Genomic DNA, 15,127 nt, shown 5'->3' with positions numbered 1-15,127 from the left:
TGCGTGCGTCCGATCCTCTTTCGCTCCGCTGTAACGTGCGGACGACGGTTAACTTAGGCGGCGCGGCGGTTGTCGCGATCCGGCTTGACGAGAACGCCTCCGAGTTGGATGCTCTTCATAGGCATATTGTCGATCATTCGATTTGTTGTAGTATAGCGCATGCAGATGGCGATTGACAAGAGGGGCGGGTATAAGCTAAAGTGATTCAAACGATACTGTATACGTTAGCGATGATGGGAAACAGTAGTTTTCGCGGTCAGCGTTCCAGAAAGCCGGCGGTCGATGCAAGCCGGTACGCGCGCGAAGGACGAAATACGTCCCGGAGCATTTTTCTGCCGAAACCGCGGCGCCGCGGAAGGGGAAAACGGAAGCCGACCGTTATCCGGCGAGAGTGGAGCTTGCGAACGGCATGCTCAACCAGGGTGGTACCGCGATGACTCGTCCCTGTCTTCGGACAGATCGGGTCTTTTTTGCGTCTGGCGGAAGTCATATACGGATTAACGATAAGGAGCGATTGCTATGACAACGGGGAACGGCAAGATTAACGTAGATGTATTAGAAGAATTGGAATACAGAGGTCTGATCCAGCAAGTTACGCATCGCGAAGAGTTGCAGAAAAAGCTCGACAGCGAAGCGGTCAAGTTGTACTGCGGCTTCGATCCGACGGCTGACAGCTTGCATATTGGGCATTTGCTGCCGATTTTGATTTTGCGCCATTTCCAACGTGCGGGCCATCGCCCGATTGCGCTTGTCGGCGGCGGCACGGGGCTAATCGGCGATCCGAGCGGTCGGACAACGGAACGCTCGCTCAACTCCGACGACACTGTCGCGGCATGGACGAACGCGCTGAAAGGGCAACTGTCGCGTTTCCTCGAGTTCAGCGAGGAGAGCGGCGCGAAGCTCGTCAGCAACTACGAGTGGCTCGGACCGATGGATATTATTACGTTCCTGCGCGACATCGGCAAAAACTTTACAGTTAACTACATGCTGGCCAAAGACTCCGTCGACTCGCGCCTTGCGAACGGCATCTCGTTCACGGAGTTTAGCTACATGATTTTGCAGTCCTACGATTTCTACAAGCTGCACACGGATCACGGCTGTTCCTTGCAGATCGGCGGCAGCGACCAGTGGGGCAACATTACGGCAGGGCTTGACCTGATCGGCAAAATGGGCGGAGGAGAAGCGTTCGGCTTGACCGTTCCGCTCGTGACGAAGAGCGATGGCAAGAAGTTCGGCAAGTCCGAGTCCGGCGCCGTATGGCTAGATCGGAGCAAAACGTCGGTGTACGCGTTCTACCAGTTCTGGATCAACACGGACGACAACGACGTCATCAAGTTCCTGAAATACTTCACTTTCCTGAGTCGCGAGCACATCGCAGAGCTGGAACAAGCATTGGCCGAACGTCCGGAGAAAAGAGAAGCGCAGCGCGAGCTCGCCCGAGACGTGACGCGACTCGTTCACGGCGAAGAGGCGCTCGTCAGCGCCGAGAAAATCACGCAGGCGCTGTTCTCCGGCGATGTGACGCAACTGAGCGAAGACGAGCTCGTTGAAGCGCTTCGCGACATGCCGACGACGGTTGTTACGGGCGAATCGGAGACGCCGCTGCTCGATTTGCTCATTACGGCGCAAGCTGCACCGTCCAGACGTCAAGGGCGTCAGGACATCGAAAGCGGCGCCGTGTACGTGAACGGCGAGCGCCAGACGGCGGTTGACCTCGTGCTGACGCCGGAACACCGGCTGCATGGCAAATACGTCGTGCTGCGTAGAGGGAAGAAAAATTACTTCCTCGTGAAGTTCGAGTAGACGCTATTGCGAGACAAAAAGCAGGGAACGGATTCAGGTGCGCTATGGCGTCGCTTGAACACGCTCCCTGCTTCTTTTATGTGAGCGCACATATTTTCGCTATGGCCAATATCCCTTTCACTCAGGAATGTGAGGGGAGATGGCTGATGAAAATCATGATTCAACGAGGCCTATCCGCTTCTATCTGGAGTTGCAAAATGCAACGGTAGCGCTAGGGAGGCTGACACTTTCGCTCTCGATTCCTGTGACGTTACCTGAGCGACGGGGATATTGGCGAGAAGGGCGAGAAACGTTTATCACGCGTGCCCAAGCAGCTACGTTTTCGAACCCGCAGCCGACGACCGTCCCACCCGCAATGCCCAAGTCGCCCAAGCGCATGTGGCGAACAAGAGAATACCTGAATATATGAACAGTCCTTCGATGCCGATCGAACCCGACAAGGCGCCGCCGACGACAGGACCGAGCATGTTGCCGAGGGCGAGCGCACTGCTGTTGAAGCCGAACGATCGACCGACCATATCGTCTGGCGTATGTTTGCGAATGAGGGAGTTGACGGTCGGGATCAGCCCGCCCATGAAGCAGCCGAGCAGGAAGCGAAAGGTGAGCAGCTGGGCGACCGATCCGACGAATGCTTGCGGGATCAGCATAACCCCCGCACCGGCGAGCGAGACCAGCAAGATGCGCGATGAGCCGATTTTGTCGCTTAACTTGCCGAGCAGAGGCGCGCACACCATGTTGGATAAACCGGTGACCGAGCCGACGAAGCCGGCGTAGAATGCCAAATTGGCCGTCGTGCCATGCAGTTTCTCGACGTACAGTGGCATAAGCGGCATCGGACTAAGCATCGCGAACTGGATCAGGAAAGTGACTGAGAGAAGCGCGGGAAGCTGGCGAATGACGAGCAGATCGCGCAACCCTTTAATAAGGCCCGCTTGCTTTTTCAAAGCTGCGGCGGAGCGATCGAAATTCTCGCGGACAAGCAGCCACGAGATGGCTGACGCAAGGAACAACAACGCGCCGGTGATGTAGAAAATCGGACGAAACCCGACCGAATCGGCTAGCAGTCCGCCGAAGAACGGTCCGAGTATCGCACCAGCTGTGCCGCCCGACTGCAGCGTGCCCATCGCAAAGCCGATCCGTTGCTTCGGAGTTGTCGCCGATACGAGCGATACGGCGGCGGGCGTGAATCCGGCGACAACGCCATTCAGCATCCGGAGCGCGAGCAGGTGCCACGGCTCTGTCGCGAAGCCCATTAGCGTCGTAATGATCGCCATGCCGAAGCCGGAGCGTAGCAGCATCATTTTACGGCCGTATTTATCCGAAAGTTTGCCCCACAACGGTTGAAAAAGAAATGAAGTCACGAAATTCGCGGCGAAAATCAACCCGGCCCACACGCCGACTTCATGCTCGTCCGTCAAGTCGAAGTCTTGTTTCAAGTAGAGAGAGAGGAAAGGCACGATCATCGTCATACCCGCCATGACGAGGAAGTTGCCGCCCATTAGAATGGTAAGGTTTGTTTTCCAGCGTTGACGTTCCATATTTGATCGTTGCTCCTCCCGCGATACGACGTTGTCCTTTTATGTTATACCCGCCAAGCGTATTGTCAAACTATTGTCATACTAGAAGGGCCTCCCGAGGTTGTTCGAGCGGCGCAAAAGGGGCATAATGAAAGCAATGAAAGCCAATCCGTTACATAAATGAGGCTGCGAAAAATGATAGAAAACGATTTGTTCCTGCGAGCGTGCCGAGGGGAAGCGACAGAGCGTGTTCCAGTCTGGTATATGCGCCAAGCGGGTCGGTACGATCCGGATTACCGTAAAATCAAAGAAAAATATTCTTTGCTTGAAATATGCAAACAGCCCGAGCTCGCCGCTGAAGTGACGATGATGCCGGTGCATAAGCTCGGCGTGGATGCTGCGATATTGTATTCGGACATTATGAATCCGGTCGCGTCAATCGGAATCGATTTCGACATTGTGAAAGACATCGGACCGGTCATTCATAACCCGGTTCGCAGCGCTCAAGACGTCGAGCGGCTGACTCCGATCGAAGTCGAACGCGATTTGTCGCATGTCATCGAGACAATCCGTCATCTTGACAGGGAGCTAAAAGTGCCGCTCATCACTTTCGCCGGAGCGCCGTTTACGCTGGCGAGTTATATTATTGAAGGAAGGCCTTCCAAGTCATACATCCGGACGAAAACGCTTATGTACAGCGAACCGGCCATCTGGCATAGTCTCATGGGCAAGCTCGCTGATATGGCTGCCTCTTATTTGCGCGCACATATCGCAGCGGGAGCGAAAGCGGTGCAGCTCTTCGACAGTTGGGTCGGTGCGCTTGCTCCGCACGATTTCAGAACGTTCGTGCTTCCGCACGTCGAGAGTATTTTTGCGAAGCTGAGCGATCTTGATGCGCCGAAAATTTATTTCCCTGGCGTAAGCTCCGGAGAGTTGCTTCCGCATTTGACTGAATTGCAAGCGAATGTCGTCGGTCTCGACTGGCGTGTCTCTCCGTCCGAAGGCAGAAGAAGAACGGGCGGCAAATTTGCGGTGCAAGGCAATCTTGACCCCTACGTGCTGACCGCTCCGCAAGAGGTCATTCACGAGCACGCGCGTCGTATTCTCGACGAAGGAATGCAGCAACCTGGATTTATTTTTAACTTGGGACACGGTTTGTACCCGGAGGCATCGCTGGAAAAATTAAAAGTATTGACCGACTATGTTCATGAGTATAGTGCAGATCGTATGGCTACGGGGGTGCAGGGATGAGCGGAACAACGCAAAAACCGACGGGCGCACAAAAGCCGACAGGCGTGTTAGTGATGTCGTACGGAACGCCGGAAAGTCTCGAAGGCGTGGAAGCTTACTATACGCACATTCGTAGGGGGAATCCACCGACAGCGGAGCAACTTGAAGACTTGACGGATCGTTACAAGACGATCGTTGGCGGCGTATTCCCGCTGCGCGAAAATACGAATCGGCAAGTCGAGGCCTTGCAACTTACGCTGGACAGCATCGCGGGCGAAGGCAAATATGTGTGTTACCAAGGCTTGAAACATGCCGCTCCTTATATCGAGGATGGCGTGGCGGCGATGGCTGCGGACGGCATTAAAGAAGTGGTCGGCATAGTGCTTACGCCGCAATATTCCGCCATGAGCGTCGGCGGATATATGAAACGCGCGCAAGAGGAAGCGGACAAGCGGGGCATCTCATTCGTCGCGGTTAAAGAGTATCATTTGCACCCCGAGTTGATTGACGCTTTGAGCAAGCGCGTACAGGAAGGATTGTCCCGGTTCGAGGACGGGGCAGGCGCGAATATGCTTGTTTTGTTCAGCGCGCACAGCCTGCCGGCCAAGGTGCTGGAAATGAAAGATCCGTATCAGGACCAATTGCTTGCGACTTCGGCTGCGGTTGCTGCTGCCGCAGGCGTGCAAAATTGGCAATTCACGTGGCAGAGCGCGGGACAGACCGGCCAGCCGTGGCTTGGACCGGATATTCTCGAGACGTTGGAGAAGCTCGCTTCCGAAGGCGTGAAGCGCGTGCTTGTTACGCCGGTCGGGTTTGTGTCCGACCATCTCGAAGTGTTGTACGACATCGATATCGAAGCGCGCAAGTTCGCGGAAGAGAGAGGCATCCGTCTGGAGCGTATCCGTATGCTGAACGATGATGCGCAATATATGCTGGCGATGGCGGATACGGTCGTCAAAGCGGTGGCGAACGAGGGAGCAGACGTATGACGGCGCTCGGGTCAGTTCGCCGGGTAGCGGTGCTGGGCGGGGGTATAACCGGCCTTAGCGCCGCTTATTATTTGACGAAGCTGGCGGCGGCAAGCGGAGAGAAGCTCGAAGTTACGGTGCTGGAAGGTTCGGATCGGCTCGGAGGGCTAGTGAACACGCTGCGTAAGGATGGCTTCGTCATCGAGCGGGGACCGGATTCGTTTCTGGCCCGCAAGCAGCCGATGATCGATCTGGCGTTCGAGCTCGGACTCGAAGGCGAGCTCGTCGGCACGAACCCTGCTGCAAAGAACACGTATATTACTCTGGACGGACAACTTCTGCCGATGCCGGAAGGGATGACTTTAGGCGTACCGACCGACCGCGAGAAGTTTATGCGCACTGAGCTTGTGAGCGAGGCAGGCAAACTTCGCGCGTTTGCGGAAGCGGAATTGCCAGAGGGCGATTTGCCGGAAGACGAGCCCGTCGGCGAATTTTTAGAACGTCGCATGGGCCGGGAGATGGTCGAGCGGATATTCGAACCTCTCCTTGCCGGCATTCATGCCGGCGACTTGTACAGTCTTGGGCTTCGGGCGACATTTCCGCAATTCCGCAGCATGGTGAAAGAACATGGCAGCTTGATCGCGGGCACGAGAGAAGCGCAGCGCGTTGCGACGGAGTCTGCGAAAGCCAAAGCGGCGGAAATGAAGGACGACCGGTTGCCTGCTTCGGTGTTTATGACGTTCCGGAACGGTTTATCGAGCGTGATCGAAGCGTTGGAGGCAGCGTTGCGCCAAGCCGGCGTCGTCATCCGGCTTGGCGCGCAAGTCGAAGCGCTGGAACTGAGCTCGAGCGACGGCGCTGGCCGTTATCGGCTCAGATTGGCGGATGGGACGGCGGTAGACGTCGACGACGCGATTATGACGCTTCCGGCTTCCGCGACGGCAGACTTGCTCTCTCCGCATGCCGACGTGGCGGCTTTGCGCAACATTCGCTATGTATCCGTCGCGAACGTGGTCATGGCATACGATGCTGATCGTTTCGACCACGATTTGAATGGCTCCGGATTTCTCGTGCCTCGGCAAGAAGGCAGGACGATTACGGCCAGCACGTGGACATCATCGAAATGGCTGCACACGGCGCCAGACGGCAAGCGGCTCGTTCGCTGCTACGTCGGACGATCGGGCGACGAAGCGGGTGTGGAACTGAACGATGAGGCGATCGCTGCAGCTGTCCAAAATGATTTGCGCGAGCTTATGGGTTTGACAGCCGAACCCGCATTCGTTGAGATTACGCGGCTTAGACAATCGATGCCGCAGTACCCTGTCGGCCATGGCGAGGCGCTTGCCGCCTTCCGCGCCGGCTTGGCCGAACGGCTGCCCGGCATTCTGGCGACCGGCGCCGCATTTAACGGCGTTGGATTGCCCGATTGCGTCGCGCAAGGCAAGCAAGCAGCTGAGGCATTGCTAGAACAGTAGAATAGAATCAATACCCGCCAATCGTATGTTTGACAACAGCGGTTCGCGGGTATTTTGTTTGAAATCGCGACAGACAAGGAGGCGGCGAGATTGAGAAGCGATAGATCGGCCGTTATTTTGGCCGGCGGACAGGGCAGGCGCATGGGCGGTGTCAACAAAGCATTGCTTCGGCTTGGCGGCGAGAGGTTGCTGGAACGGCAAGTGCGTGAAGCGGCTAAATGGTCGGACGAAGTCATTGTGGTTACGAATGATCCTTTTCCGCTGCTCCAAGAGCTTGGTGTCCGAGTCGTTCCCGACGTCTACCGGGGTGAAGGACCGTTGGCGGGCCTTCATGCGGGTTTATCGGCGACGACGCGTCGATACGTCTGGGTGTTTGCTTGCGATCAGCCTTATCCGAGCGCCGAGGCGGCGGAACTGTTGCTTCGATGTTTGTTATCGGAAGGGGTGGAGGCGGCACTGTCGGTTATTGACGGCAGAGATCAGCCTCTTCATGCGGTGTATCGGCAAGAAGTCGCTGTTCGAACCGGGGATTTGCTTGCGAGCGGCGTTCGTCGCTTAAACGATTTATTATCCGACATTACCTGGGTGCAAGTGGCGGAAGAGCGCTTTGCTAACAGTGGCATCCCGGTCGGTTTCACGTCAGATATCGATACACCGGAGCAATATGAGCGAGCGGCGGCATTTTTGCGTCAAACAACGCCGAAGGAGGAGCAGCGGTTGACGTCATCCTTTACGCCTCACTCGCCTGAACGATTCCGAAGGAGCGCACTGCAGCCGGATGAGGCGCAGCGACGCCTTATTGCGTGCGCATCGACGCTCCCTGAAGAAAAGGTTTCATTAACCGAGGCTTGGGGGAGAACGCTCGCACAAAGTTTGATCGCGCCGCATCCGTTTCCTCCGTTTCGTCGATCTGCAATGGACGGCTATGCGGTCAGAGCCGAAGATTTGATTCACGCGACGCCAGAAAAGCGTGTTGGTCTGGAGGTCGTAGAATCGCTTCCCGGGGGGACAGCGCCTACGCAAAACATCGGAACCGGTCAAGCCTCCAGAGTCATGACCGGGGGGATGATCCCCGATGGGGCGAATACCGTCGTGATGCTGGAAATGACAGAGGTGTCCGAAACAAACGATCTCCCTGTCGTCACGATCGGCAGAAGCGTCGCGAAAGGCACGAACGTCGCTGAAATAGGCAGCGAAATTGTGCAAGGAGCTGAAGTGTTACAAGCCGGTCGGATGATTGGCGCGGGAGAGTCCGCTCTTCTCGCCTCGTTCGGGTGCGCCGAAGTTTACGTAAGACGTCGACCAAAGGTTGGCATATTGTCGACCGGGAGCGAGCTTCTCGACGTATCCGATCCGCTGGCACCAGCCAAAATTCGCAACAGCAACGCGCCAATGTTGGCCGTGTTGGTCCGCGAGTCGGGTGCAGAGCCGATCATGCTCGGGCAAGTGCCGGATGAAGCGGTGGCCGCGCGCGCCTTGATCGACAAAGGTCTGCATGAATGCGATTTGCTGTTGACATCGGGAGGCGTATCGGTTGGTGATTACGACGTCATTGTGGATGTGCTAGCAACGCCGGACATAGAGCTGTTGTTCAACAAAGTCGCCATGCGCCCCGGCAGCCCGACGACAGCGGCTATCGTGTCCGGGAAGCCGCTTATCGCGCTTTCAGGCAATCCAGGAGCTTGTTTCGTCGGTTTTCATTTGTTTGCTGCACCGGTGTTGCGGGTGATGCTTGGTCAGTCATCCGACGTCTACGGGGAGAAATTCCAGGCGTATCTTGGAGCGGATTTTCCAAAGGTTAACGCCTATCGGCGTTACATTCGCGCATCGACGGAATTTAAGGATGGTACGATATGGGTAACCCCGACGGGCGATGACAAATCGAGCCTGATGACGACGATTGTAGGCGCCGACTGTCTGATCGAAATTCCGCCGTTAAAAGAAGGCTTGGCGAAAGGGCATCTTGTCACCGCGTTGAAGCTGTAGCTCGGCGGCAAATTTTCCGCAGTCGTATGAACGGGAGGAGGTTTCCTCGTGGAAATCATTCAAGTCGTAGGATATAAAGATTCGGGCAAAACGACGCTTGTCCGCGAACTCGTGAATGCATTTACTCAAGCGGGCTACAACATTGGTACGCTAAAAAACAGCCCTCACGATCACGATCCTGAGCCTGAAGGAACGGATACCAGACTACATCGTGAAGCTGGAGCGGCGATAACAGCTTTTGTTACACCGAACCGAGCGGCGTGGGTAGAGGAGCGAAAGGTAACAACGGAAGAAATTGTCGAGACAATGGCAAGACGCGGGGTGGACATACTGATCGTCGAAGGATTCAAAAACGCCCCGTATCCGAAAATCGCGCTCATCCGCAGCGAGACAGACACCGCATTAATCGACTTGCCCAATACAATCACTGTCGCGACGCGTACTCCGATTTCATCAATCGATGCGGCCGCCGAAAGTCGAGGCATCGCCCGGTTCCATGTGCCGGACACGGCGTCATTCGGTCCGATCACGGCTTTCTGGCTTGACAGAGTGAGGTCTAATCGCAAGGCCAAATAGGCCTGCTGAAAGAGGAATTAATACGCAATGTCCAATCACCAGCACATGACGCCATATTTCGAATATAAGAGGCAGTTTACGGGCGTCGGCTTGAACGAAGTGCAGCAGCAAGCGGCTATGCATGACAAAGGTCCGTTGCTGCTACTCGCTTCCCCGGGTTCAGGTAAAACGACGACGCTAATCATGCGCATCGGCTACTTGATCGAAGAGAAAGGGGTGCAGCCGTCTCGCATCAAGGCCATTACCTTCAGCCGTGCTTCCGCACAAGACATGAAGGAAAGGTACGCGCGGTTTTTTCCCGAACTTGCAGGTCGCTCTCCCGATTTCTCAACGATCCATAGCTTTGCGTTTGAAGTGCTTAGAGAACATCTGCATAGACACGGGACGCGTTATCGGATGATTGATAGCCCAAGCGAACAAAGTGCGGATAAGCCCGGCAAGTCGGCCATATTGCGCGATATTTTCCGCGAAGTGAATCGCGAATATCCGACTGACGATCAGATGGAAGAATTAATGCGCTATATTAGTTTGATTAAAAACAAGCTGCTTTCGGATAGCCGTCTATCGGAAGCGAAATGTGATGTTCCGAAGGCGGAGATAATTTTCAAAGAGTACGAGAGCTTCAAGAGAAACGGTTCGTCGGAACTGCTTGTCGACTACGACGATATGTTGACGATCGCGAACGAGGCGTTGGCGACAGATGTTGAGTTACTTACAAGGTATCAGAATCGCTACGACTACGTCATGACGGACGAAAGCCAGGATACGTCATTTGTGCAACACGAGATCGTGACGAAGCTAGTTGCGTCCCACGGCAATCTGGTCGTCGTAGCAGACGACGATCAGAGTATTTATGGCTGGCGCGCAGCGGAACCGCGGTATTTGCTGGAGTTTCAGACGAAGTACCCGAACGCGTCCGTGCTCAAAATGGAACAAAATTATCGTTCGACGCCTAATATCGTCGATGCGGCGAACCGATTCATCAAGCGCAACAAAACCAGATATGAGAAAAATATGTTTACGGTTAATGCTGCTGACGAACCGATCTTGATTACCGAGTTGCCGGATTATCGGGTACAGGCGAAGTACGTGGTTGAGAAAATTGCGGACATCGATCCATCTCAATGGGGCGATGTCGCTGTGCTTTACCGGAATAATGTGTCGTCCATTATGCTCATGAATGCGCTAGAACTTGCGGACATTCCTTACTACATGAAAGACGGAGATAATCGTTTTTTCTCGCATTGGATTGTTGAGGACGTATTGAACTTCATGCGAATGACGTTTAACGACAAAAGACCCGACCTTCTCGAGCGTATCCATATGAAGTTGAATTGCTATATTACAAAGAAGCAGATGGCGGAATTGCTAGCGCTTGGCATGGATGGAGACGAAACCGTATTCGAGGCGATGATCCGCGGAGTAACGTTGCAAGATTATCAAATCAAGCAACTAGAGGCGGCTGCTGCGACGTTTGCCGGAATGAGAGGGGCGTCGCCGCTGAACGCGATTCGAACAATTCGCGACAAGCTTGGTTATGATAAGACCCTGGACAAAATGTGTGAACGAATGGGATTCCGCAAAGAATATCTATCCGGTATTCTGAGCACATTGGAAGAGATTGCGGAGCCTCATCATACGATGGAAGCTTTTGCGGCCCGGTTGAAAGAACTGGAGCAGGGCATGAAGCAGTCAAAGTACAATAAGGCGGGTAACGCCATTACGCTGTCTACTTTTCATAGCGCCAAAGGGCTTGAGTTCGAACACGTATATATGATCGATCTAATCGACGGCATTATTCCTTCTGCGGATGACCGTATGAAAGAGAAGCAGGGACGGCCGGACGAGATGGAAGAAGCGGCCAGACTGTTCTATGTTGGCATAACCCGGGCGAAGCGTCGACTGGAACTGCTTTATTACCGAAAGAAAGATGGGGATGCTGTATCACCATCGCCGTTTGTTAGCGATGTCCACCGTATTCAGCATCCTCCCACAGAGGTCACGGCGAGAGATGCTGCGCTGCAGTCAGCGAGAAACTCGAAGGGAGTGGAAGCCTCTGTGCCGACAAATCCGAAGGCGATCCGTGAACTGTCCGGGTTAACGGAAGGGCGCGAAGTCAGTCATCGCGTGTTCGGAACAGGGACAATCGTCCGCCTGGACGGTGACAGTGTTGAGATCAAATTCGGCGAGAGGGTTAAGAGGCTCTCCGCGAACATTTGTGTGGAGAAAGGACTGCTCGAATAGGTGATTAAGACCCTGTCGAGCGATAGTGCCGCACGCCAACTCGCCATACGAGAAGGCAAGGCACGATGAAAGCTAACCCTACCAGCGGCGAAAGTATATAAGGAACGGGGTTTCCGTCTGTCTTGCCGAGCACATAAAGCAGTGGCAAATAGTTGGCGCAGCCGAACGGAATCACGTAAGTAAAGAAACGTACAACCCATTTCTGATAAATGTTTAACGGGTATTGCGCCATTTCCCTTCCGCCATCGGTGAAGATATTGGCGATCTCTAAGCCCTGAATCGTCCAGAAGCACATGGTAGCGACGAGGATAAAAATGCCCGTAAAAATAAACACGCCGCTTACGATCATGAGAATTAATGTAATGATCTTCGGCAATGTCCACGTAACATCGAGGCCTGAGATCGCCCAGCCCAGAACGATCAGGCTTTGCAGCAGCCGCCCGACGCGCGTAAACTCGAACTTGGATCCGAGCACTTGCAGAGCCGTACTTCGAGGCCGGACGAGCAGCCGGTCGAAGTCTCCGCTTGCGACGAGGGAAGAGAACATGTCGAATCCCCGTCCGAAACATTCGCTGATCGAGAACGCCATATGAATGACCCCGAAACAAAGCGCCACTTCGTGGAATTGCCAGCCTTCAATTTGCCCGAATCTTTGAAACATAAAATACAAGCCGGCGAATACCGAGAATGGGATGAAAAATTGACCGAAGCTAAGCAGCCAGAAAGAAGCGCGATATTGCATCTGAGCTTTGAACAAGATTAGCAAGTATTTACTGAACAATCTCATTGCGTCATTAACCTCCTTGTACGACGACTTTGCGCAGCGCCTTAGCCATCGTATATTTGCCGATCACTACGAGTCCGACCAGCCATATGAACTGCACAGGGACAAGCCGAAGTGCATCTGTGACTGGAATGTGTCCCGAGTAGACTCGTAGCGGGAAGTCGGACACGAAGCGGAAAGGAAGGCTATATACAACTGTTCTCATCCAATCGGGCATAAGCGGAATCGGGACGACCATTCCGGCAAAAAACTCGCCCAGTACCGCGAACAGCAGCAACGACCCCGCAGGGGACATCGTCACGAAAGTGGAAATGTAGATGAGCATAGAGATCGAGATAAGAATGAGCAGCCCCATCGCAAGCGCGAGCAGAAACAGGAATGCGGCGATCGGCGTTGCCGGCAAGTGAAGCGCGTAGGGCTCAGGCAATAACGCGGCGACGAACAGAATGGGGAAGAAACGGAGAAGACCCCCGGACAACCGCTGAGCAAGCAGTTTGGCGTACCAGAAGCCGTACAGTCCGCTTGGACGACAAAGCTCGTAGGCGATATTGCCTCCCGTGATGAGTTGGAACAGCTCATTGTCGCGAAACCAGAGCACGAGGAACGCGAGGAAAGCTTGTTGCAACCATACATAATCGGAAAGCTGTTCAAGGGAGATCGGCAGTTCGACATTTGATTGGTTATAGAAGGCGACGAACACCATGAGAATAATGAAGCCCCAAAAAAATTGCGTCGCGATGCCAGCTAACGCGGCGGTTCGGTATTGCATTCCCATCGAAAACCGCAGTCTAAAAATCGATAAATACGCCCTCATGTGATTTCATACTCCTTATACATCCGGACAATGATTTTTTCGATGGAGGGCGGCGTTTCGTTGTCTGAAGTCGTGTCATATGCGTATTTTTCTTTTAGTGTCGCGATGTCTCCGTCGTATAGGAGGGTACCTTTGCCGATCAGCAAAATTCGGCTTGCTAGCGCCTCAATATCTTGCATATCGTGGGTCGTTAGAATGATCGTTACGCCTTTTTCCTTGTTGATACGTGAGATGAATTGCCTTACGGCGATTTTGGAGACGGCGTCGAGTCCGATTGTCGGCTCGTCGAGGAAAAGAATGCTGGGGCTGTGCAGAAGCGATGCAGCGATTTCACATCTCATACGCTGGCCGAGACTCAGTTGCCTGACCGGCGTTCGGATAATGCCTTCTAGATCGAGTGTCTCGGTAAGGAGGCGTAAATTGTTCCTATACTCGTCATTGGGTACGTCGTAAATGTCTCTCAGCAAGTCAAACGAATCAATGACCGGGACGTCCCACCATAACTGCGATCGCTGGCCGAATACAACCCCGATGTTTTTAACATACTTCACGCGATCGAGCCATGGCGTATAGCCCATTATCGAGCAAGTTCCCCGATCTGGAACGAGAATCCCGCTCATGACTTTGATCGTTGTTGATTTCCCTGCTCCGTTCGGCCCGATGTAACCGACGATTTCCCCCGGCTGAATGTCGAACGAAATTTCGTTTAACGCCGCAACCTCTGTATAGTCCCTCCGAAAAAGTGCCCTGAATGCGCTTTTCACTCCTGACGTTCTTTGCGCGACTTTGAAGCTTTTGCTTATGCCGCTTAACGTAATCAATGCTTTGTCCTCCTGTATGTAGTAAAAAGCGAAAGGAAGATGAGATTAGCATTCACCGTAAGCGTTGTCAATGCCATTTGCGAATTTTTGTCGTTTGCGAATTTTGTGTTGTTGTGCGAAGAAAATTAGAGAGCTTAGTTGAGAACTCCTAGTTTCTTTTCAGCTCCAGCCATTATCCCCCTCACTCAGGGTGGAGGCAGTTTAACAGCTTCTCCAGATTCACTATGGCCATTATCCCCTTAGCTCAGGGACGATTCGGGACTCAGTGGTAGAGGGAGGCTCAAGGACTCAAAGGTTCAAGGGTGCAAAAAAGAAAGTGGTAACCAAACTAAGTGAACTAAAGAAACCATTAACCAGCTTCCCGGAGTAATCGTTCATATGTGAGCTTGTTGTTGAGTGAATGATCGGCACGCTGGGTTAACAGCGGGTAAGTGATCGTCTTTGTTATAGCGCAGGTCGTTAGCAGCTTCACGAAAGCGGAAGCTCCAGCTTGTTTGCAGTTATAGCCAAAGCAATATTGATCCAAGTATGCTTGCAAATGTTTGGGTCCAATGCCGTTAAAGGTACGATTGATCCAAGTCGCAGCTTGATTCGCGAGCCGAATCAGCGTACGGTTGCGATGGATGCTGAACTTCTGAACGACGATCGTAAGATCGGTGACAGAGGGGGCGACATAACGTTGCTTAAACCAATAACCTGCGTGCGGAACAATACGATCATGGTGCAAGTGCTGCTCAGGCACTTGCTTGATTTTTAAGTGAGCGAACTGTTCATTTTCTTGAAGGCTGCCGCCCACAAGAAGCGGTTGTTCTTGCGGATGGCGAAAGACAGTCGGGTTATGCGGATGGCCGTACACGCCCCAATTGATTCGCACGTTGCCAGTGAGCAGCTCTTTGGCATCCGACGCCG

Annotated in this window: 11 protein-coding genes, 1 pseudogene and 1 other annotated feature; of the genes and pseudogenes, 7 read left to right on the top strand and 5 right to left on the bottom strand. The window is 53.8% G+C overall.

What is annotated here, in order from left to right; translation table 11 throughout:
- Window positions 1-221: 221 nt before the first annotated feature.
- Window positions 222-449: a binding site (T-box leader), on the top strand.
- Window positions 450-519: 70 nt separating this feature from the next.
- Window positions 520-1,803: a tyrosine--tRNA ligase gene (gene tyrS, locus ACFPOF_RS21115; protein WP_378136328.1), complete on the top strand. Its 1,284-nt coding sequence runs from the start codon at window positions 520-522 to the stop codon at window positions 1,801-1,803.
- A gap of 314 nt (window positions 1,804-2,117) precedes the next feature.
- Here the strand turns inward: tyrS and ACFPOF_RS21110 are convergent, their stop codons facing one another.
- Window positions 2,118-3,341, bottom strand: coding sequence for an MFS transporter (locus ACFPOF_RS21110; RefSeq protein ID WP_378136326.1), 1,224 nt, complete (start codon window positions 3,339-3,341; stop codon window positions 2,118-2,120).
- Between the two features lie 174 nt (window positions 3,342-3,515).
- On the opposite strand from ACFPOF_RS21110, the gene hemE reads away from it, so the two are divergent.
- The 6 genes from hemE (at window position 3,516) to ACFPOF_RS21080 (ending at window position 11,799) form a co-directional block, all read left to right on the top strand.
- The gene (gene hemE / locus ACFPOF_RS21105) at window positions 3,516-4,571 is read left to right on the top strand and encodes a uroporphyrinogen decarboxylase (protein WP_378136324.1); all 1,056 of its coding nucleotides are present in this window, start codon (window positions 3,516-3,518) and stop codon (window positions 4,569-4,571) included.
- Window positions 4,568-5,539 carry a ferrochelatase gene (hemH, locus tag ACFPOF_RS21100; protein WP_378136322.1) on the top strand — a complete coding sequence of 324 codons (972 nt, stop codon included), beginning with the start codon at window positions 4,568-4,570 and terminating at the stop codon, window positions 5,537-5,539. Before hemE ends, hemH begins: the two co-directional genes overlap by 4 nt.
- A complete protein-coding gene (gene hemG / locus ACFPOF_RS21095) occupies window positions 5,536-6,993 on the top strand; it encodes a protoporphyrinogen oxidase (RefSeq protein ID WP_378136320.1) in 1,458 nt (485 codons plus the stop codon). Before hemH ends, hemG begins: the two co-directional genes overlap by 4 nt.
- Before the next feature lie 90 nt (window positions 6,994-7,083).
- Window positions 7,084-8,979, top strand: a complete 1,896-nt coding sequence (locus ACFPOF_RS21090) for an NTP transferase domain-containing protein (protein ID WP_378136318.1) — start codon at window positions 7,084-7,086, stop codon at window positions 8,977-8,979.
- A gap of 48 nt (window positions 8,980-9,027) precedes the next feature.
- Window positions 9,028-9,555, top strand: a complete 528-nt coding sequence (gene mobB, locus ACFPOF_RS21085) for a molybdopterin-guanine dinucleotide biosynthesis protein B (RefSeq protein ID WP_378136316.1) — start codon at window positions 9,028-9,030, stop codon at window positions 9,553-9,555.
- A 27-nt stretch (window positions 9,556-9,582) separates the two neighbouring features.
- Window positions 9,583-11,799 carry an ATP-dependent helicase gene (locus ACFPOF_RS21080; RefSeq protein ID WP_378136314.1) on the top strand — a complete coding sequence of 739 codons (2,217 nt, stop codon included), beginning with the start codon at window positions 9,583-9,585 and terminating at the stop codon, window positions 11,797-11,799.
- Between the two features lie 4 nt (window positions 11,800-11,803).
- On the opposite strand, the gene ACFPOF_RS21075 is transcribed toward ACFPOF_RS21080, so the two are convergent.
- The 4 genes and pseudogenes from ACFPOF_RS21075 to ACFPOF_RS21060 all read right to left on the bottom strand — a co-directional run.
- A complete protein-coding gene (locus ACFPOF_RS21075) occupies window positions 11,804-12,586 on the bottom strand; it encodes an ABC transporter permease (RefSeq protein ID WP_378136312.1) in 783 nt (260 codons plus the stop codon).
- A gap of 7 nt (window positions 12,587-12,593) precedes the next feature.
- Entirely contained in the window at window positions 12,594-13,397 is an 804-nt protein-coding gene (locus tag ACFPOF_RS21070) for an ABC transporter permease (protein WP_378136310.1), read from the bottom strand.
- The gene (locus tag ACFPOF_RS21065; RefSeq protein WP_378136308.1) at window positions 13,394-14,218 is read right to left on the bottom strand and encodes an ABC transporter ATP-binding protein; all 825 of its coding nucleotides are present in this window, start codon (window positions 14,216-14,218) and stop codon (window positions 13,394-13,396) included. Before ACFPOF_RS21065 ends, ACFPOF_RS21070 begins: the two co-directional genes overlap by 4 nt.
- Window positions 14,219-14,567: 349 nt before the next feature.
- Window positions 14,568-15,127, bottom strand: a pseudogene (locus ACFPOF_RS21060) (hypothetical protein); the annotation flags it as partial.

The sequence above is a fragment of the Cohnella soli genome, from assembly GCF_042655525.1.
Lineage (GTDB): Bacteria > Bacillota > Bacilli > Paenibacillales > Paenibacillaceae > Cohnella > Cohnella soli.
Note: the sequence above shows the minus strand (reverse complement) of the source record. Positions and strands in the feature narration are given on the sequence as shown.

Bases quoted from the DNA above. Each gene is read 5' to 3' on its own strand.
- tyrS (WP_378136328.1), top strand. From the start codon at position 520: ATGACAACGGGGAACGGCAAGATTAACGTAGATGTATTAGAAGAATTG.
- ACFPOF_RS21070 (WP_378136310.1), bottom strand. From the start codon at position 13,397: ATGAGGGCGTATTTATCGATTTTTAGACTGCGGTTTTCGATGGGAATG.
- ACFPOF_RS21080 (WP_378136314.1), top strand. From the start codon at position 9,583: ATGTCCAATCACCAGCACATGACGCCATATTTCGAATATAAGAGGCAG.
- ACFPOF_RS21110 (WP_378136326.1), bottom strand. From the start codon at position 3,341: ATGGAACGTCAACGCTGGAAAACAAACCTTACCATTCTAATGGGCGGC.
- hemH (WP_378136322.1), top strand. From the start codon at position 4,568: ATGAGCGGAACAACGCAAAAACCGACGGGCGCACAAAAGCCGACAGGC.
- ACFPOF_RS21075 (WP_378136312.1), bottom strand. From the start codon at position 12,586: ATGAGATTGTTCAGTAAATACTTGCTAATCTTGTTCAAAGCTCAGATG.
- hemE (WP_378136324.1), top strand. From the start codon at position 3,516: ATGATAGAAAACGATTTGTTCCTGCGAGCGTGCCGAGGGGAAGCGACA.
- hemG (WP_378136320.1), top strand. From the start codon at position 5,536: ATGACGGCGCTCGGGTCAGTTCGCCGGGTAGCGGTGCTGGGCGGGGGT.